We start from the raw sequence: 18,548 nt of genomic DNA on the forward strand, positions 1-18,548 counted from the left end.
CGAAAGGGAAATCATCCCGGCGTGTAGCCGGCAGCCGACAAGCGCGGCCGCCGCAGAGTCGCACCGATTATAACGGCGGCCCGATCAAGGCCCGGCCGGCGCGGTCAGATGCGGTCGAAGTTGAACGGCGTCACGTCCGGCAGGCCTTCGCCCTGTTGTACCTCGACGCCGCACCCAGTGCGGAGCGTGTCGATCGTGCGGCGCGCATCGAGTGCCTTCCTTGAAACGACCCATCAAGCCGAACGGCAAGCGGATCGCGGAGAAGTGAACTGCGATGCTTGCTCGAAGTCATTGCGGTGCATGCGCCGCCGCCGTAGGATGGCGGGAGACGTGTGTTTCACATCACGTCATCCTGGCGACATCTTTCTCACGTACATCTATTGCACTTCGCCAGTCGGCGGGGTGCCGATTTTTCAAGGAAGACCGACCATGGCGGCAAAACGCCTTCGCATCAACATGATTACCCGTCGCCAGTCGACGTTCGACGGCCGTCATCTCGACACCGAGGCGGTACGCCGCCACGACGCGCAAGTGCAAGACGCGATTCCCGCCCAATTGAAAGGCACGCAGGGTGCCGAGGCGGAATGGCTGCCGCGCGTGAAGGTGAGCGAGCGCTAATCCTGATACACCGATTCCGCCGTCCGGCCGCGCGCCCTGTTTCGATCGATATGAAACGCGCCCGCCGTGCGGCGGGCGCATGACGACGCGCGACGCGCGCGTCTCTTCGTTCGCGGATTACTTGCTGGTGGCCAGCTCCGCTGCGGGAACCTTCACGACGGGCCGCAAACCGGTCACGAGCGGACGCGCGGCACTGGACAGCGCGTTCACGTCGCCGCGATTGGCGCGCACGATCAGGCCCGCCACCGCATTCATTGCACTCATGAACGCGCCTTCGAGCCAGCCGCCGAGGTGGCTGTAGCTGTCGCTGGCAATGAAGAAGCGGTTGTCGAGCGACGCGGCGAGCGCATGCGTGTGATACCGGAAGCACAGGTTGCTCTGGTGATGGTCGCCGGTCATGTCGAGCTTGAAGCCGCCGGCCGTCTTGTTGGTCGTCCAGTCGAACACAAAGCGGTCCGCCGTGCGTGCTTCCGCGAGCAGCCGATAGAACCACCACGGTTGTGCATCCGACGCGCCGGCGTACTTCACGTACCGATACGCGCGATTCACCATCGTCCGGTACATCCCGTCCGCCGTACCGGCCTCGGTTGCCGGGTTTTGCGGATACAACCCGAAATCGTGCTGAAGCCGGGTCGAATCGTCTTCCCACGTGTAGCTGGCGAGCAGGCTCGAATACTCGGGCGCCTGGCCGTTTTCGACGATCGGGCTCGGTACCACATAACTCGCCGCGAGGCCGCTGTCGGAAACGACGGCCTTGATCGGTTCGCCGCGCCATTGCGGGACCCACGGCTGGTCGAGCGCGGCGGTCTTGACGGTGGCGAACACCTTCGACGAGCGCGCCATGTGAAGCTGGCCGATCGCCGTGACGATCCGGGCGTTTGCGGCGGCGCTGTTATCGCTCAGCAGCAGCGGCGGATAAACCTGGTTGTACGTATGCGTTTCGAGGCCCAGGCCCGCGTCCCCCAGATTCTGGCTGGCCGCATGTTGGAAGCCGCTGCGGCTGACGATCGGCGTCAACTGATCGTGCGGGACGGCGAGAATCACGAAATCGTAGGCTTCGGCGTGGACGGCGTTATGGCTGTCGTATGACAGCAGTTGCGCGCGCGCCGACGCGGTGCCGGAATGGCAGGCGTTCGCGACGCGTTCCTGACGAACCTGGACGGCCAGCTTGCCGGCGCCGACGTCCTGGGCCTTGCGGTACAGATTCCGGATGAACTCGACGTTTTCCGTGACCGGCAGCGTGTATTCGTTCGAATAGTCCCAGAGGATCAGCCGCATCATCTCGACCAGCGAGATGTTGTACAGCGGCTTGAAGCCGCCGGTGCCGAAGCCGAAGCGGCCGAACAGCTCGACGTAGTAGCTGATCGATTCATCGACGTCGAGCACACCGTCGACCGGCGGCAGCGTTCCCTTCTCGAACGCAACCGTCACGATCTCGCGGACGGCCGCGCCGAGCGTCAGGCCATCGTATTGCGCGATGAACTCGGGCCAGTACTTCGTCTGAATCCGCTCGAGGGCGTCGGCCGGCGGCGTAGCCGCATTCAGGATCGCCGCGATCTTGGCCGGATCCACGTTGGCGATCGGATACATCGCGACATTCTCGCCTTCCGGGTTGCCCACCAGCCCGCCGGCGACGACACCCAGTACCTTCAACGTCGGCGAATCCGGATCTTCCCAGTCTTTCGGATCGCTCCCGACATAACGGTCGACCCGATTGCCGAACACGAATTCGGTCGGCACCTTGCCCGGATTCGGAAATACCTTGATCGGTGCCGCGTCCCCGAATGCGGCGGACGCATAATGCCAGGTCAATCCGGCGATTTCCGGAAAGCGCATCGCGCCGACTTCGTAAATCGTGTCGCCGCTGGCGGGATCGCCATTGTGGACGAGCGCCGCCGACACTCTTCCGGCCTTGAGCCCGCGTACCTTGATCGCCTTGATTCCCGGCCGGTCATGAAGAAACGAATCGGGATCGGCTTCGTAGATCTGCACGTCGATGCCGCTTCCTGCCGGCAGCGTCGCCGCGAGCCGGCCGAGTTCGTAGAGTGCGGCGATGCCGCCTGCTCCGCCGCCGACGATGGCGATCCTGTAGTTGCCGGCGGGCAGCGTACCCAACGGCCCGGCGGCGGCGACCGGATAGGACACCAGCGCGGAATCGGGGTGCCGGTAGTTGATCCCGCGCAACCGGGCTTCGCCAACGGTGGTGGCAATCTTCTTCTCGTTCTTCAGGCCGAGCAGCCGGGGAATGACGGTAACGCCCATGACGTTTCTCCATCGAGAGAGTGGAAACCGCGCGATATCGATCCCGATTGCCGCTGGCACAGCGCGTCGGGACCGATTCAGGACAACGACAACGCATTGCGAACGAAGCTTGCGCAGTATGCGAATGCGGTTTCGCCAAATCAATCAATTTTTGTTTGAGAAACGATTGGGGAGAATGAGCGAAATGATGGAAAAGAGGCACGTCCCCCTGTTTAAAAAATTCATTCGTGGGGCTGGCCCCCAGAAGGGCCGATTGCCGCGTCGTGCTCCTCGCGAATACGTCGAGTATTCGCTTCGCCCCACGGGGACTTCCGTTGGTCGTCGCAATCCTTGCGCTCGGCCCTTCTGGGCCCAGCGCAAGCCCGCCATTGGCGTGAACAGGCGCTACCCTGGCCGAGCCGTCAAAATTCCGACCGCACGCAACGGTCAGTTCGACATCCCGAATCGCGGATCGATATACGCATCGACATTCTGCGACTGCTTGTACACGCCGTTGCGCACGTTGAACGCATTCGCGTTGCGCGTCGACCCATAGATCGAATCGAGACCGTCGCCCTTGCGGAACACACGCTTCGCGGCTGCTTCGTCGAGCAGGTGCGTGCCTTTCAGCAGCGGCAGGTATTGCTCCGGCGTGAGCCCGACGCGCGCGGACATGATCCTGACCGCATCGGCCTGCGTCTTCGGGTCGTTGATGTACGCGACGCAGCGGTACCAGACCTTGATCACCTTGGCCCAGTCGGCCCGGCGCGCGGCGAGGCTCGCGGGCGCGACCGTGATCGCATCGTAGATCAGCCCCGGCGCGTCGGCCGACGTGAAGATCGCGCGTGCGCCCGGTGCGCGCTTCAACGCCTCGTTTGCGTTCGGCTGCCATGCGGCGACGGCGGCGATATCGGCCGACGAGCCGAGCACCTGCGGCAGTTCGTTGGTCTTCGCATTGACCAGCGTCACGTCGCCATCCTTCAATCCGTGCTTCTGCAGCGCGGTCTCGAGCAACAGGTGATCGACGAGGCCGAGCTCGACGCCGACCTTCTTGCCCTTCAGCCCCTCTACGCTGCGCAGCGGCGGCTTCGCGATGATCATGTCGTTACCGGCGGAATAGTCGGTCAGCAGGACCATCACGTTCTTCGCGCCGGATGCGCCCGTCACGAGCGCATCGCCGTTGGTTGCCGCGACCGCGTCGAGCTTGCCCGCGGAAAACGCGTCGAGCGACGCCGAGTAATCGAACCATTCGAAATCGACGTCGACGCCGGCCTCCTTGAACCAGCCCTTGTCGAGCGCGACCTGGAACGCGACCCAGCCGGGCCAGTCGCTGTAGCCGATCTTCAGCGGCGCCGCCGCGTGAACGGCGGGCGCCGCGAGCAGCGCCGCAGCCGTGGCGGCGGCACCCCATGCACGACGGGCGGAACGGAAGGACAGCAGGCGGCGGAGTGCCGAGGCGGGACGGGTCATCGTGTTTCTCCAGGAGACCGGGATCGGGATCGTCGATACGGACCGTGCAGGGGCACGGTCCGGCTGCGTAGCCGGTTCCTGCGGATGCGGAACGAACGAAGCGGCCACGGAGAGGCGCGATGGCCGTTGCCATCGCCAGTCTCCCGGGCTTTTGTCCCGCCGTGTAGCGCGTGCGCGTCCGCTCTCGCGATCGGACGAACCCGTGCCGGGCTGCTCTCGGACCAGACGTTCGATGAACCGGAACCCTAGCACCCCTAAGATGCGACGCCGCCGCACCTCTCGGCGTCATGCCGAGCGAAAACCGTGCCAACGACGTGCGACGAGGGCGGCTCAGCGGCGGCGCGCGGCGCGTTGCAGTTCGATGAAGCGGGCGGAGAAGAGGGCTGTCAGCACGCGCCGGAGCAGGTCGAGCTTGTTCATGAGCGGTCGGATGTCGAGTGAAGGTGCCGCCATCGATGCAATGCCCATGCCACTGCGGATCGTGCCGTGCATGCGCATGCGACACGCACTGCACCGGTGCGGGATCGCGTTCGCCTGGTGCGCGGCACGCCCGCCGCGAGGGCACGGGGCCGCCGCCATGTCGTGCACGCGGCGCACGTGCGGGCCGCCGCACCGCGTTGTGCAGCCGTTTCGTCGAGGCTGGCACGCAACTCGCTAGATCGTTGCCCGAGAGGTGCGAAGCAATTTGCATCATCTTCAGGATCGCTAGGGTTCCGGTCATGCGGCGTTCGCGCCGCACGATGCCTGGTCCGAGAGCAATCCGGTCTTGCCTTCGCCTCGATACGAGGCAACGGCGAGGCTCCACGGAGGGATAAAAGCCCGGGAGGTCGCGATGTCGTTCGGTCGCCCTCTCACGCCTTTTATCCAACCGACCACGGAGCCGCCATGTCGCCGAGCCCCCAAGCCGTCCTCGCCCCACCACCGCACGTCGCGTGGGAAACGCTGATTCCCGCCGGGACCCACTGGTCCGGCATCCTGCGCCGCGGTCTCGCGCTGCGCATCGTCGATGTCGAAGGCGGCGCGAACCTGTCCGCCGTGTTTCATCGCCAGGAAGACCCGCTCGAACGCTACAACATGGCCGATACGCTGAAGGCGCAGCACACCGCGCATCTCACGCGCGGCCATGCGCTGTACACGGACATGGGGCGTGTGATCGCGTCGATCACGGCCGACACGCTCGGCTGGCACGACCCGCTCGGCGGCGTCGGCGACGCGCGCCTGTTCGCACACAAGTACGGCACGACGACGTACCAGGCCGATCGCAACGCGATGATCCGCAACGGCCGCGACAGCCTCGTGCTCGAGCTCGCGAAGTACGGGCTGTCGGCGCGCGACCTCGCCGCGAACGTCAATTTCTTCAGCAAGCTCGAGACGGCGGACGACGGCACGCTCGATTTCGTCCCCGGCCATTCGACGGCCGGGAGTGCCGTCGACCTGCGCTTCGAGATGAACACGCTCGCGGCATTCTCGACCGCCCCGCATCCGCTCGATCCGCGCGCGGACTATGCGCCGAAGCCGGTGAAGCTGATCGCATACCGCGCGTATCCGGCGGACGCCGCCGCACCCGAAGACGATCCGTGCCGGCGCGCGTGCGCCGAGAACATGCGCGGCTTCACCAACACCGACCGCCTGTTCGCGTAAGGAGCCGCACCATGCCGATCATCGAAAGCCGCCTCGACCCGCGCGACGCGATCCACGACATCACGCTGAACGCGGGCGAACCGTGGCTGCACGACCTGAAGCGCGGGCAGGTCTTCCGCATCCTCGACCTCGAAGGCAACCAGGCCGTCGACACGCTGTTCTACCGGTCCGACGACCCCGAGGAGCGCTACAGCGCCCAGGACACGATCCGCGCGCAGCGCAACCTGTACCTGAGCGCCGGCAGCGTGCTGCTGTCGAGCCGGGGCAACGCGATGGCGACGATCGTCGCCGATACGTGCGGGCGTCACGACACGCTCGGCGGCGCATGCGCGGCCGAGAGCAACACGGTGCGTTATGCGCTCGACAAGCGGCACATGCACAACTGCCGCGACAGCTTCCTCAATGCAATTGCGCACTGCACGTGCGGCACGGGCGCGCGGCTCACCAAGCGCGACCTCGTCGGCAACGTCAACTTCTTCATGAACGTACCCGTCACGCCGCTCGGCGGGCTGACGTTCGAGGACGGCATTTCCGCGCCCGGCAAGTACGTCGAGATGCGGGCGGAGATGGACGTCACCGTGCTGATCTCGAACTGCCCGCAGCTGAACAACCCGTGCAACGGCTACAACCCGACGCCCGTGCGTCTCACCGTGTGGGAGGCCGAATGAGATTCGCCAAAGTCCTCGTTGCGAACCGCGGCGAGATCGCGTGCCGCGTGATCCGGACGCTGAAGCGGCTCGGCATTGCGTCGGTCGCGATCTACTCGGACGCCGACCGCGACGCGCGTCACGTGACGCTCGCCGACGAAGCCGTGCGGGTCGGCCCCGCGCCGGCGGCGGAGAGCTACCTGAACGTCGCGGCGATCCTCGCCGCCGCGCGCGAGACCGGCGCGCAGGCCGTGCATCCCGGCTACGGCTTCCTGTCCGAGCATGCCGGTTTCGCCGATGCATGCGAAGCGGCGGGCGTGCGCTTCATCGGGCCGCGCGGCGACCAGATGCGCGCGTTCGGCCTCAAGCACACCGCGCGCGCGCTCGCGGCCGCACAGGGTGTCGCGCTGCTGCCGGGCACGGGCCTGCTCGACGACGTGGCGACGGCGCTTGCCGAAGCCGGTGCGATCGGCTATCCGGTGATGCTGAAGAGTACGGCCGGCGGTGGCGGGATCGGCATGTCGTTGTGCCGTGACGCCGCGCAGCTCGAGGCGGCCTTCGAATCCGTCGTGCGGCTCGGCAAGGCGAACTTCGCGCATGCGGGCGTGTATCTCGAGAAATTCGTCGAGCACGCGCGGCATATCGAAGTGCAGATCTTCGGCGATGGCCGCGGCGGCGCGATCGCGCTCGGCGAACGCGATTGCTCCGTGCAGCGCCGTAACCAGAAGGTGATCGAGGAGACACCCGCGCCGGACCTGACCGATGCCGAGCGCGACACGCTGCACGCGAGCGCGGTGCGGCTCGCCCGCGCGGTCGGCTACGCGTCGGCCGGCACGGTCGAGTTCGTGTTCGACGCGAACGCGCGCCGGTTCTATTTCCTGGAAGTGAACACGCGGTTGCAGGTCGAACATTGCGTGACCGAAGCGGTCACCGGCATCGATCTCGTGGAATGGATGATCCTGCAGGCCGAAGGCGACCTGCCGCCGCTCGACACGCTCGCCGTCGCGCCGCGCGGCGCGAGCATCCAGGTGCGGCTCTATGCGGAGGATCCGCACAAGCAGTTCCAGCCGAGTGCCGGCGTGCTCACGCATGTCGCCTTTCCGGACGACGTGCGCGTCGACGGCTGGATCGGCGCGGGCACCGAGGTCAGCGCGCATTACGATCCGTTGCTCGCGAAGCTGATCGTGCGCGGCGATACGCGCCGCGACGCGCTGGCGGCACTGCAGGCCGCGCTGGCGCGGACCGAGCTGTACGGGATCGAAACCAACCTCGACTACCTGCGCGCGATTGCCGGCTCGGACACGTTCGCGCGCGGCGCGCCGACGACGGCGTTCCTGTCGCGCTTCGCATTCGCGCCGCACACGATCGACGTGCTCGACGGCGGCGTGCAGACCACCGTGCAGCAGGCGCCCGGGCGCGTCGGTTACTGGAGCGTCGGCGTGCCGCCGTCCGGTCCGATGGACGATCGCGCGTTCGATCTTGCCAACGCGCTGCTCGGCAACGCACGCGACGCGGCCGGGCTGGAATTCACGATGGTCGGCGCGACGCTGCGCTTCAACACCGCGACGCTGTTCGTGCTCGGCGGTGCGCCGCTCGCGGCAACGCTCGACGGCGAGCCCGCGCCGTTCTGGCAAGTGCTGCGCGCCCGACCGGGCACGGTACTGAAGCTCGGCGGCGTGACGGGCGCGGGCGTGCGCGCGTGCCTGGCCGTGAAAGGCGGGCTGCAGGTGCCCGACTATCTCGGCAGCAAGGCCACCTTCGCGCTCGGCCAGTTCGGCGGTCACGCGGGGCGCGCGCTGCGCAAGGGCGACGTGCTGCATCTGCACGCGGACGCGGGGCGCGGCGACGCCGGCGCGACGCTGGCCGAAGACGACATTCCCGCATTGACGCATGCGTGGACGCTCGGTGTGCTGGACGGCCCGCACGGCGCGCCGGACTTCTTCACGCCGGACGATATCGCGATGCTCTACGGCACGCAGTGGACGGTCCACTACAACTCGAGCCGCACCGGCGTCCGGCTGCTCGGACCAAAACCGCAATGGGCACGCGCGGACGGCGGCGAGGCCGGCCTGCATCCGTCGAACATCCACGACAACGCGTATGCGATCGGCGCGGTCGATTTCACCGGCGACATGCCGGTGATCCTCGGCCCGGACGGCCCGAGTCTGGGCGGCTTCGTGTGCCCGGTGACGGTCGTGCGCGACGAGCTGTGGAAGCTCGGGCAGTTGCGCCCGGGCGATACCGTGCAGTTCGTGCGCGCGGCCGCGTCGGCCGGGCAGCCGGCTGCTGCGATCGCGCAACCGACGCGCGACGTCGCCACTGCTGCCTGCGCCGCGCCCGGCGAATGCGTGCTGCATCGCGACCCGTCGGCCGGCGGTATCGGTGTCGTCTACCGGCGCTCGGGCGATCGCAACGTGCTGGTCGAATACGGGCCGCTCGTGCTCGACCTGAACCTGCGCTTTCGCGTGCACGCCCTCATGTGCTGGCTCGACGCGCACCGGTTGCCCGGCATGCTCGACCTGACGCCGGGCATCCGCTCGCTTCAGGTGCAGTTCGATGCACGCGTGCTGCCGCTCGATGCACTGCTCGCGCATCTGCAGACCGCGGAGCGGGAACTCTCCGACGTGGCCGACATGCGCGTGCCGAACCGCATCGTGCATTTGCCGCTGTCGTGGGACGACCCGTCGACGCGCATCGCGATCGAGCGCTACATGCAGTCGGTGCGGCCCGATGCGCCGTGGTGTCCGAGCAATATCGAGTTCATCCGGCGGATCAACGGGCTGGCGAGCATCGACGACGTGAAGCGCATCGTGTTCGACGCGCGCTATCTGGTGATGGGGCTCGGCGATGTCTACCTCGGTGCGCCGGTCGCGACGCCGATCGATCCGCGGCACCGGCTCGTGACGACCAAATACAACCCCGCGCGCACCTGGACACCCGAGAACGCGGTCGGCATCGGCGGCGCGTATCTGTGCGTGTACGGCATGGAAGGGCCCGGCGGTTACCAGTTCGTCGGCCGTACCGTCCAGATGTGGAACCGTCACCGCACCACGCGGGAGTTCGAAGCCGGCAAGCCGTGGCTGCTGCGCTTCTTCGACGAGATCCGCTTCTACGAAGTCAGCGAGGCCGAGCTGGCTGCGCTGCGCGCGGATTTCATCGCGGGCCGCGCGTCGTTGAAGATCGAGGAATCCGTGTTCGACCTGGGCGCGTACAACCGCTTCCTGCGCGACGAGGCGGAGTCGATCGCGACGTTCAAGGCCGCGCAGCAAACCGCGTTCGAAGCCGAGCGCGAGCGGTGGCGGGCGGCCGGGCACGCGGAGTACGTCGGCGAAGCGGAGCAGGGCGACGCGCAGGCGGCGCGGGAAACCGCCGCGCTCGACGATACGCAGCGCGCGATTGCCGCGGACGTGTCGGGCAGCGTGTGGAAGGTGCTGGTCGAACCCGGCGAGCGCGTGACCGAAGGGCAGGTCGTCGCGATCGTCGAATCGATGAAGATGGAGGTGGCGGTGACGGCAATGGAAGACGGCACGATCGAGACGATCGATTGCGCGCCGGGCGCGGCGGTCGTGGCCGGCCAGCGGCTGATGGTGCAGAAGACCGGCGCCGCCGAGGAGGTCGCATGAGCACGGCACAACGTTCGCCGCTGCCCGGGCCGGGCTCGATCGCCGCGCTGCGCGCGCGCTACGAGGCGGGCACCCTGACGCCGCACGCGCTCGTCGACGCGATCGCCGCGCATTTCGACGCGGGCGATCCGCATCATGCGTGGATCCGGCCGCTGACGCACGCCGAGATGACGGCCTACGCCGACGCGCTGGCCGGGCGCGACATCGCATCGCTGCCGCTCTACGGCGTGCCGTTCGCGATCAAGGACAACATCGACCTCGCCGGCATTCCGACGACGGCGGCCTGTCCGGCCTATGCGTACACGCCGGATCGCAGCGCGCCCGTCGTCGAGCGATTGATCGCGGCCGGCGCGATTCCGGTCGGCAAGACCAATCTCGACCAGTTCGCGACCGGGCTGTCGGGGCAGCGCTCGCCGTACGGCGCGTGCCGCAATGCGCTCGATCCGCGCTACGCGTCGGGCGGATCGAGTTCCGGGTCGGCGGTGGCGGTCGCGCTCGGCGTCGCGGCATTCTCGCTGGGGACCGACACGGCCGGTTCCGGGCGCGTGCCGGCGGCGTTTCACGGGCTCGTCGGACTCAAGCCGACCCGCGGCGTGCTGAGTACGCTCGGCGTCGTGCCGGCTTGCCGGTCGCTCGATTGCGTGTCGGTGTTCGCGCACTCGCCGGACGACGCACGGTCGGTGTTCGCCGTCGCGCAGGGCGTGACCGAAGGCGATCCTTACGGGCGCGCATGGCAGCCGCAGCCGGATCTCGACCGGGTGCGTTCGCTCGGCCGGTCGGGTTTCGGCGTACCGCGTGCCGATCAGCTCGAATTCTTCGGCGACGAATCGTATCGCGCGGCCTGGGGGGCGGCGCTCGAACGCCTGCGGGCGACGGGCGCGCGGATCGTCGAGATCGATTTCAGCCCGTTCCTGGCCGCCGCGCGGCTGCTCTACGAGGGCCCGTGGGTTGCCGAGCGGCTTGCCGCACTCGGCGCATTCGCCGCGCGGGAGCCCGATGCGCTCCATCCGGTGATTCGCACGATCGTCGGCGGCGCGTCGCGCTTCAGCGCGGCCGACGCGTTCGCCGCGTTCGACCGGCTCGCGACGCTGCGCATCGAGGCGGGCCGCGCATGGGCCGGGCTCGACGCGATCGTGATGCCGACCTCGGCCACGACCGCGACCGTGGACGCGCTCGAAGCCGATCCGATCGGCATCAATTCGCGCTTCGGCTACTACACGAACTTCGTCAACCTGCTCGACCTGTCGGCGATCGCGGTGCCTGCCGGCGTCTGCAAGACCGGGGCGCACGCGGGGTTGCCGTTCGGGATCACGTTCGTCGGCCGCGCGCACGACGATGCGCGGCTGCTCGATCTCGCGCAGGCGTGGGGCGACGGCGATCAGGCTGTCCGTGAGGCCGGGGGCGCTGCAACGGCGGACGCGGCGCCGACGGAAGCCGCCGGCGTCGTGCGCGTGGCCGTCGTCGGTGCGCATCTGCGAGGCGAGCCGTTGAACGGGCAGCTCACGCAGCGACGCGCGCGTTTCGTCGCGGCGACGACGACGGCGGCCACGTACCGTCTCTACGCGCTGTCCGGCGCCGCATCCGGCGGCAGCGTCGCCAAGCCGGGGCTCGTGCGCGTGCCGGAAGGCGGTGCGCCGATCGCGGTCGAGATCTGGGAGATGCCGGTCGACGCGTACGGCAGCTTCGTCGCGGGGATTGCGGCGCCGCTCGGCATCGGCACGCTGACGCTCGCCGACGGGTCGCGCGTGCAGGGCTTCCTGTGCGAAAGCGCGGCGCTCGACGAGGCGACCGACATCACGCGCTTCGGCGGCTGGCGGGCGTATCGCGCCCACGCCGCGAGCAGCGCCTCGCAATGAACGTCCGGTCGCGCGATGCCACGGGCGCTGCGCGACCGGCACCCGAAACGATACGGAGATCCCCATGTCAATGACCCGCAACACGACCGGATGGCTGGCCGTGCGCCGCGAACTGACGACGCGCGGCAAATGGACACTCGGCCTGGCGTCCTTCCTGCTGCCGTTCGCCGTCTGGTGCCTGATCAGCTATGTGCCGTTCGTCTGGCATCCGCAGATGCGCATCACGAATCCGGGAAGCGTCGACTATTTCCAGACCGGCATGCAGATCGACCGCGAAGTCTTCGACGACGAGCTCGCGCATGCACGGGAGATGCATACGGCCGTGCCGGAGGGCGTGCGCGCGAATCCGGTCTACCTGCCCGCGCCGCACCAGGTGTTGCGCGCGTTCTACACCGCGTTCACGACACCGCCCGCATCCCGCGACGGCGTATGGCTGCACGAGAGCCTGTGGCACAGCATCCGGATCATTTTCTGGGGCTTCGTGATCTCGTCCGCGATCGGTGTGCCGCTCGGCATCGTCTGCGGCACCTTCAGCGCGCTCGCGCGGCTGCAGGAGCCGTTCCTGGAGTTCTTCCGCTACCTGCCCGCGCCGGCGTTCGGCGCGCTGATGGTCGCGATTCTGGGCATCTACGACGCACCGAAGATTGCGATCATCGTGATCGGGACGCTGTTCCAGCAGGTGCTGATCATCGCGAACACGACACGCAAGCTCGAATACGGGCTGTTCGAGGCCGCGATGACGCTCGGCACGAAGAAGCTCAAGCTGCTCACCCACGTCGTGATTCCCGGTGTGCTGCCGGACCTGTATCGCGACCAGCGGATCCTGCTCGGCTGGGCGTGGACTTACCTGATCGTCGCCGAACTCGTCGGCACCAGTTCGGGCATCACGTGGTACATCAGCCAGCAGGCGCGCTACCAGCATTTCGACAACGTGTATGCGGCGATCCTGATGATCGGGGTCATCGGCCTCGGGACCGACATCGTGCTCGGAGTGCTCGGCCGCAAGCTGTTTCCGTGGGACCGCACGCTGAAAGCGTGATGCCCTTCGATTCGCAACCGTCAACCGATTTCCGCAGAGGGCATCATGCAGAATCCGCAAGCCGTTCCCGAGTACCTGATGCAGTCCGACGCGGTGCGCGAGCGCTTCGCACGGCTGAAAACCCGCGACGTGATACTCGACGTGCGCCACGTCGGCAAGCGCTTCGCGACGCCGCAGGGCGAGTGCGTCGCGCTCGACGACATCAGCTTCCGTACACACCGCCGCGAATTCGTGTGCGTGATCGGCCCGTCCGGTTGCGGCAAGTCGACGCTGATCCGCATCCTGGCGGGGCTCGAAGCGCAGACCAGCGGCGAAGTGCTGCTGGACGGCAAGCCCGTGCAGGGGCCGGGCGCCGATCGCGGGATGGTGTTCCAGGGCTATACGCTGTTTCCGTGGCTCACCGTGAAGAAGAACGTGATGTTCGGTCTCCGGATGAACGGGAGCAGCAGCGGCGAGGCCGAACGCGAAGCGCTGCAGTGGCTCGATCTCGTCGGGCTGACGCGTTTCGCCGACGTGTATCCGCACCAGTTGTCCGGCGGGATGAAGCAGCGCGTGGCGATCGCCCGTGCGCTGGCGAACCGCCCGCGCATCCTTCTGATGGACGAGCCGTTCGGTGCGCTCGACGCGCAGACACGTGCGCGGATGCAGACGCATCTGCTCGACATCTGGCGCAATATCGACGTGACGATCCTGTTCATCACGCACGATCTCGACGAGGCGATTTTCCTGGCGGATCGCATTCTCGTCCTCAAGGCGAATCCGGGGGCGGTGCAGGAGCTGATCGAGGTGCCGGTGCCACGGCCGCGCGATTATTTGCAGGTCAATTCGCCGGCGTTCGTCGCGACGAAGGCGCGGCTCGAAGCGCTGATTCATCCGAAGGAGGCCGTGCCTGCCGATGACGACGACGGCGTGAAACCGCACATGATCCGGATGACGGACGTGTCGGACAACGTCGAGTAGACCGGGACGGGGATGGGCCGGGCGATCGGCACGAGCGCGGTCGGGCGCGTGCCTGCGGCGCGGTGTTCGCGCTCCGTCCACGTAGGTAGTCGTAGCCGCCGGCCCAGGGCCGGCGCGTCTGGTCTTGGCCGCCCGCGTCACGGCCAGGACCCTGATCGAGCCGCACCTTGAGGCGTTCGGCACGCGCTTTCCCGCACTCGGCCTCGAACCATCGCGGCCTCGCGCATGTCGCCGCTTGCGGATTCGGCCGCGGGCGCCAAACGCGTGCTTTTCGGCCCCGGTTGTCAACCGGGGCCATGACCTGAGTCGCGCTTGCCGACGAGCATCGAGCGACATGGCGGCGGGGTCGTTCGCCGCATGACCGATTTCCGTGAGTCGGGCATCGACCGTGCCGATGCCGATCCGCGGGCCGATACAGTCGAATGCGTACTGGATTGCGCCGCGTGCGCTACCGTTACCGTCGAAACCCATCCGGACGCAACGCCGCGTCCTTTACCTTTCTCCTGCGACATCGATATGTCGAATATCGCGTCGGCGCGACATTGCCGCACCAATGTCGTGCATTCGTCAGTGGATAGACGCTGATCGAAAGGAAACGTTTGCATGGAGCCATATCGAAATATTCGGTAACTGCACCGATATTCGATCGCCGAATAAGCGCGGGATACTGCCCGAATTTCCAATGAAATCGAATGCATAATTCTGCGGCGAACGTTTGCGTGACACCGAAGCGAATTCGAATCGCATGCCGCGCCGCCAATGCGCGTTCAGCAATTGCCGATCAGCGCTCACGCAATTTCGTCGATTGCCGTCTGCATTACACCCCGAGCCAGTGCGCGCGACATCGATTTGAACGTGCCGCCGACGTGTATTGCGACTCTGTCAGTTGACGATGGCTAGATCCGAATGCGGGCCGTACTGGACGGCTCGTGGTCGAAGCGGAGGCCACGCCGTCCACGCGCTGGCGCCAAAACATCTCCCCTCATCCTGATCTGCCGGCCGGCATGTGTTAATGCGTCGGGCGGCCCGAATTCCGTCGCAATTAGCCAGAACTGCCGAGGTATCCCGATATCCAGATCGATATCCGTTGTCGATGACTTGCGTCAATTTTTTATCGATTTTTGCGAATGAATTCACATCCGATTCGACCGTTGTCAATAAATAGGGGCGCATCACAGGCTTGATTGATTCCGACAACAACACGGCGGAAACGGACATTGATAAATCGGCTAACAATCACAGCCGCATATGATGCGGCGCAGAAATCAAGAAATGTAAGCAATTGTTAAAGGGCCGCAAGATGCAAACAGTATCGAATCATTCGTCGGCGGGGTTAAGCGTGAATCGTGGTAGAGGCCCTGGAACCGGGCATCAACGGGCAAGCGTGATCGTACTGTTGCTCGAGGGTTTTTCGATTATGCAGATGGGCAAGCTGGCGGCGGTTTTCGAACTCGCCAATCAGCTCGGTCGAGCCGACGGCGTATTCGCCGACCACTACGAATTGCGGCTTTATTCGATCCATGGCGGCCCGGTTCGTTCGTCGTCGGGTGTGGGGATCTGGACGGATGCCACCCGCATGCTCGAGGCAAGCACGGTTCACGCGATGTTCGTCCTGAGCGGAGAGGGCGGGATCGACGCCCTCGACGAGCAATTGATCGCGTGGCTCAGGCACGCGCATCAGCGTGCGCGCGTCGTCAGGGGCAGCGGTGGCGGCCGGAAGCTGTTGACGCAGATTCACCTGGCGCAAAAGGAGGTCGAAAAGGTGTTGCCGGCGGCGGACGACGGCGTCGCCTCGCACGCCGGACGCGACGACGTCGAATGTTCCGATGACGAAGACGACGGGCCGTTCTCGGATGCGTTGTCGATCGTGCGCGTCGACATGGGCTACGAAATCGCGCAGGAAATCGTGGCGTGCATGGTGTCCGGTGCGAATCGCAAGCTGACCGACGTGCTGTTCGGCGCACGCGTCGCGCGCGCCAGCACCTTGATCCGGCGCGCGGCACATCACCTGCGCGTCAACAGCGAGAACCGGATCTCCATCGCGGACGAGGCGCAGGCCGCCGCGATGAGCGAGCGCAATTTCCTGCGGCGCTTCAAGAACGAGATCGGTGTGACGCCAACCGAGTTCGTGCTGAGAATCCGCCTCGAAAAGGCCTGCCGCATGCTGATCGAGACGGATCTTCCGGCCGACAAGGTCGCGAGACGAACCGGCCTTGGCAGTGGCGACCGGATGGCCAAGCTGTTTCGCCAGCACTTGCAGACTTCACCGACCGAATACCGGGCCGCCGCTCGAAAAGGCGGCGACGCTTCGGCGGAAATGCTGTATGCGTCGGACCTGAGCAGCTGGATGAACAACACCGCATCGTAGTCACGCGCGCGTCGTTCGTTACTCGAAGGCGATACTTGAATTCATCGTGTCGAGCGTCATGAATATCCGGATAAACGGGATTTCGATCGAATGACGGGGCGCTCGATTCGAATCGAAAAAATCGGATATCGGTCGATCGCAGTGCAACAAAGGTGGATTCGGCCACAATCGTGGCGCCGTCCGACAGCAGCCGCCCGAAATGCGTACCCGCTCGATTAAGTTATCGACTGGACTTTCGAGGAGGCGGCACCCCGGTACTCCTCGGAATTTTGCCTGCCGTGTCTTCGTGAGCGCACTGTGCAGGCCTTTTTATTCTTCGAGCCAGTATTTGCGCGGTCGATATCCGCCGATGCTCGCTCGCACGTTCCGTGCGGTATTCGGCGATGAAATCGCGACCTGCCGTGCCGGATGACACCGGCAAGATGAATCAATGCATTGGCTTGAAACGGCGTGTCGCCATCGCGATCCGGATTCGAGAATCCATAAAAAACGCGCGTTATTCCGCATGGAACGTTATCCGTCAAATCGTGAAATCGATCGAATAAATCCGGCACGGAATCACCCTTGATTCCATCCGCCATCAACAAGGCGAATTCGGACGCTGGCGATAAAAGCGCGAGTCGCGGTGAATATGATGCACTGCGGCAACACGGAAGTGACGGCATGCCGACGGGCAAACGGATGGGCACGCTGACCGGCACGCGCACTGCAGCGTGCCGCGGCATGGCCGAATGACCGCCTCGGGCGACATTGAATGACAGGCGTGCAGTGCCGGTGCGCAACGCGGACGGGTGCTGAATGACAAATTAGGAGTTCATACCGATGAATTCGTTGATCAATCGAGCGACCGATATCGGGCTGATCGTGCTGGGCGCGTTCATTCCCGCATTGATCGGCGCCACCGGCGGCGCGCGCGGGACGCTGTTCGACGGTGCACTCGTCGCGTTTGCCGCCGCGCTGGCCTTGTCGGTATTTCCCGCCTGCGGCATCTACGAGACGGCGCGCACGCGTTCGGCGCTCCACGTGCTCGGCCGTACCGTGCTCGCGTGGATCGTCGTGCAGGGCATGAGCACGGCGCTCCTGTACATGCTGCATCGTGCGCACGTGCTGTCGAGCGAGTGGTTCGTGTGCTGGACGCTTGCCAGCGGGATCGGTCTGATCGTGTTCCGCGCGCTGACGCTCGCGATCTTCGGAATGATCGAGCGTGCCGGCGATCAGGTGCGTGCGGCGGCCATCGCGCACGCCGACCTGCGCGGCCAGCGCGAGATCGGCCACCGGGCGGCCGGGCGCGTGAAGCGCATGGTCAAGCGCGGCTTCGACCTGGTGGGTGCGTCGTTGCTGCTGCTCCTGCTGGCGCCGGTATTGCTGGGTATCGCGTGGACCGTGCGACGCGACGGCGGCCCGGCGATCTTCGGGCACGAGCGCGTCGGCCGCAACGGCCGGCGGTTCAAGTGCCTGAAATTCCGCTCGATGGTGACGAACGCCGATGCGGTGCTCAAGGCGCTGCTCGAGCGCGATGCCGACGCCCGCGCGGAATGGGATCGCGAATTCAAGCTGAAGAACGATGTCCGCATCACGCCGATCGGCCGCCTGCTCCGCAAGACGAGCCTCGACGAACTGCCGCAACTGCTGAACGTGCTGAAGGGCGACATGAGCCTGGTCGGGCCGCGACCGATCGTCGAGGCCGAACTCGAACGCTACGGCACCGACGTGCGCTACTACCTGATGGCGAAACCGGGCATGACCGGACTCTGGCAGGTCAGCGGCCGCAACGACACCGACTATTCGACGCGCGTATCGCTCGACGTGTCCTACGTGCGCGAATGGTCGCTGCGCCGCGACATCGGAATCCTGTTCCGGACGATCAACGTGGTGGTGCGCGGTTCGGGTGCGTATTAGCCGCTGCCGCGCGCACGTCGCGAAGGAAACGCGGCGGCGCGTGACGGCAGCGGGCGCGGAGGGGTTCGGCAGTGAGCAGTGGCGGCAAGCATGTCCGGTCTCGACAGGGGTGCTGTACTCGCGCGCGACACGACGCGGGGCGACCGGTGAAACTTCAAATTAAAAGAGTGCGAGGTTGTAATGCAG

General features: G+C 66.1%; 13 protein-coding genes and 2 riboswitches. Of the genes, 11 read left to right on the plus strand and 2 right to left on the minus strand.

Annotation, left to right across the window (positions count from 1 at the left end; translation table 11 throughout):
• The first annotated feature begins 429 nt into the window (after positions 1 to 429).
• Positions 430 to 618 carry a hypothetical protein gene (locus AB3K92_RS02540; protein ID WP_021158119.1) on the plus strand — a complete coding sequence of 63 codons (189 nt, stop codon included), beginning with the start codon at positions 430 to 432 and terminating at the stop codon, positions 616 to 618.
• 117 nt (positions 619 to 735) lie between these two features.
• Here AB3K92_RS02540 and AB3K92_RS02545 read toward each other — a convergent pair whose 3' ends face one another.
• Together AB3K92_RS02545 and AB3K92_RS02550 are read right to left on the minus strand one after the other, a co-directional pair.
• A complete protein-coding gene (locus AB3K92_RS02545; RefSeq protein ID WP_059587504.1) occupies positions 736 to 2,880 on the minus strand; it encodes a tryptophan 2-monooxygenase oxidoreductase in 2,145 nt (714 codons plus the stop codon).
• Between the two features lie 426 nt (positions 2,881 to 3,306).
• Entirely contained in the window at positions 3,307 to 4,329 is a 1,023-nt protein-coding gene (locus AB3K92_RS02550) for an ABC transporter substrate-binding protein (RefSeq protein ID WP_059485682.1), read from the minus strand.
• Positions 4,330 to 4,467: 138 nt separating this feature from the next.
• A riboswitch (guanidine-I (ykkC/yxkD leader) is annotated at positions 4,468 to 4,589 on the minus strand.
• Between the two features lie 434 nt (positions 4,590 to 5,023).
• A riboswitch (guanidine-I (ykkC/yxkD leader) is annotated at positions 5,024 to 5,157 on the plus strand.
• Positions 5,158 to 5,214: 57 nt separating this feature from the next.
• Here AB3K92_RS02550 and AB3K92_RS02555 point away from each other — a divergent pair.
• From AB3K92_RS02555 to AB3K92_RS02600, 10 genes are all read left to right on the plus strand, one after another.
• Positions 5,215 to 5,970: an urea amidolyase associated protein UAAP1 gene (locus tag AB3K92_RS02555; protein WP_048027222.1), complete on the plus strand. Its 756-nt coding sequence runs from the start codon at positions 5,215 to 5,217 to the stop codon at positions 5,968 to 5,970.
• A gap of 11 nt (positions 5,971 to 5,981) precedes the next feature.
• Complete coding sequence (locus AB3K92_RS02560) at positions 5,982 to 6,638, plus strand: urea amidolyase associated protein UAAP2 (RefSeq protein ID WP_027792692.1); 657 nt, start codon at positions 5,982 to 5,984, stop codon at positions 6,636 to 6,638.
• On the plus strand, positions 6,635 to 10,240 hold the full coding sequence (gene uca / locus AB3K92_RS02565; RefSeq protein WP_369464402.1) for an urea carboxylase: 3,606 nt from the start codon (positions 6,635 to 6,637) through the stop codon (positions 10,238 to 10,240). The genes AB3K92_RS02560 and uca overlap by 4 nt, the downstream gene beginning before the upstream one ends.
• Positions 10,237 to 12,096, plus strand: coding sequence for an allophanate hydrolase (atzF, locus tag AB3K92_RS02570; RefSeq protein ID WP_059587507.1), 1,860 nt, complete (start codon positions 10,237 to 10,239; stop codon positions 12,094 to 12,096). The genes uca and atzF overlap by 4 nt, the downstream gene beginning before the upstream one ends.
• Before the next feature lie 64 nt (positions 12,097 to 12,160).
• A complete protein-coding gene (locus AB3K92_RS02575) occupies positions 12,161 to 13,135 on the plus strand; it encodes an ABC transporter permease (RefSeq protein WP_021158112.1) in 975 nt (324 codons plus the stop codon).
• A 45-nt stretch (positions 13,136 to 13,180) separates the two neighbouring features.
• Positions 13,181 to 14,095, plus strand: coding sequence for an ABC transporter ATP-binding protein (locus AB3K92_RS02580; protein ID WP_369464403.1), 915 nt, complete (start codon positions 13,181 to 13,183; stop codon positions 14,093 to 14,095).
• Positions 14,096 to 14,407: 312 nt separating this feature from the next.
• Complete coding sequence (locus AB3K92_RS02585) at positions 14,408 to 14,680, plus strand: hypothetical protein (RefSeq protein WP_021158110.1); 273 nt, start codon at positions 14,408 to 14,410, stop codon at positions 14,678 to 14,680.
• Positions 14,681 to 15,491: 811 nt separating this feature from the next.
• Positions 15,492 to 16,463 carry a GlxA family transcriptional regulator gene (locus tag AB3K92_RS02590; protein WP_051392201.1) on the plus strand — a complete coding sequence of 324 codons (972 nt, stop codon included), beginning with the start codon at positions 15,492 to 15,494 and terminating at the stop codon, positions 16,461 to 16,463.
• A gap of 564 nt (positions 16,464 to 17,027) precedes the next feature.
• Complete coding sequence (locus tag AB3K92_RS02595) at positions 17,028 to 17,198, plus strand: hypothetical protein (protein ID WP_021158107.1); 171 nt, start codon at positions 17,028 to 17,030, stop codon at positions 17,196 to 17,198.
• A gap of 87 nt (positions 17,199 to 17,285) precedes the next feature.
• The gene (locus AB3K92_RS02600; protein WP_059555551.1) at positions 17,286 to 18,362 is read left to right on the plus strand and encodes a sugar transferase; all 1,077 of its coding nucleotides are present in this window, start codon (positions 17,286 to 17,288) and stop codon (positions 18,360 to 18,362) included.
• The last annotated feature ends 186 nt before the right edge of the window (positions 18,363 to 18,548 follow it).

This window comes from Burkholderia sp. Bmkn7 (assembly GCF_041103175.1).
GTDB lineage: Bacteria > Pseudomonadota > Gammaproteobacteria > Burkholderiales > Burkholderiaceae > Burkholderia > Burkholderia cepacia.

Coding starts and splice junctions, on each gene's coding strand:
- AB3K92_RS02540 (WP_021158119.1), top strand. CDS start 430: ATGGCGGCAAAACGCCTTCGCATCAACATGATTACCCGTCGCCAGTCG.
- AB3K92_RS02545 (WP_059587504.1), bottom strand. CDS start 2,880: ATGGGCGTTACCGTCATTCCCCGGCTGCTCGGCCTGAAGAACGAGAAG.
- AB3K92_RS02600 (WP_059555551.1), top strand. CDS start 17,286: ATGAATTCGTTGATCAATCGAGCGACCGATATCGGGCTGATCGTGCTG.
- AB3K92_RS02555 (WP_048027222.1), top strand. CDS start 5,215: ATGTCGCCGAGCCCCCAAGCCGTCCTCGCCCCACCACCGCACGTCGCG.
- atzF (WP_059587507.1), top strand. CDS start 10,237: ATGAGCACGGCACAACGTTCGCCGCTGCCCGGGCCGGGCTCGATCGCC.
- uca (WP_369464402.1), top strand. CDS start 6,635: ATGAGATTCGCCAAAGTCCTCGTTGCGAACCGCGGCGAGATCGCGTGC.
- AB3K92_RS02575 (WP_021158112.1), top strand. CDS start 12,161: ATGTCAATGACCCGCAACACGACCGGATGGCTGGCCGTGCGCCGCGAA.
- AB3K92_RS02550 (WP_059485682.1), bottom strand. CDS start 4,329: ATGACCCGTCCCGCCTCGGCACTCCGCCGCCTGCTGTCCTTCCGTTCC.
- AB3K92_RS02580 (WP_369464403.1), top strand. CDS start 13,181: ATGCAGAATCCGCAAGCCGTTCCCGAGTACCTGATGCAGTCCGACGCG.
- AB3K92_RS02560 (WP_027792692.1), top strand. CDS start 5,982: ATGCCGATCATCGAAAGCCGCCTCGACCCGCGCGACGCGATCCACGAC.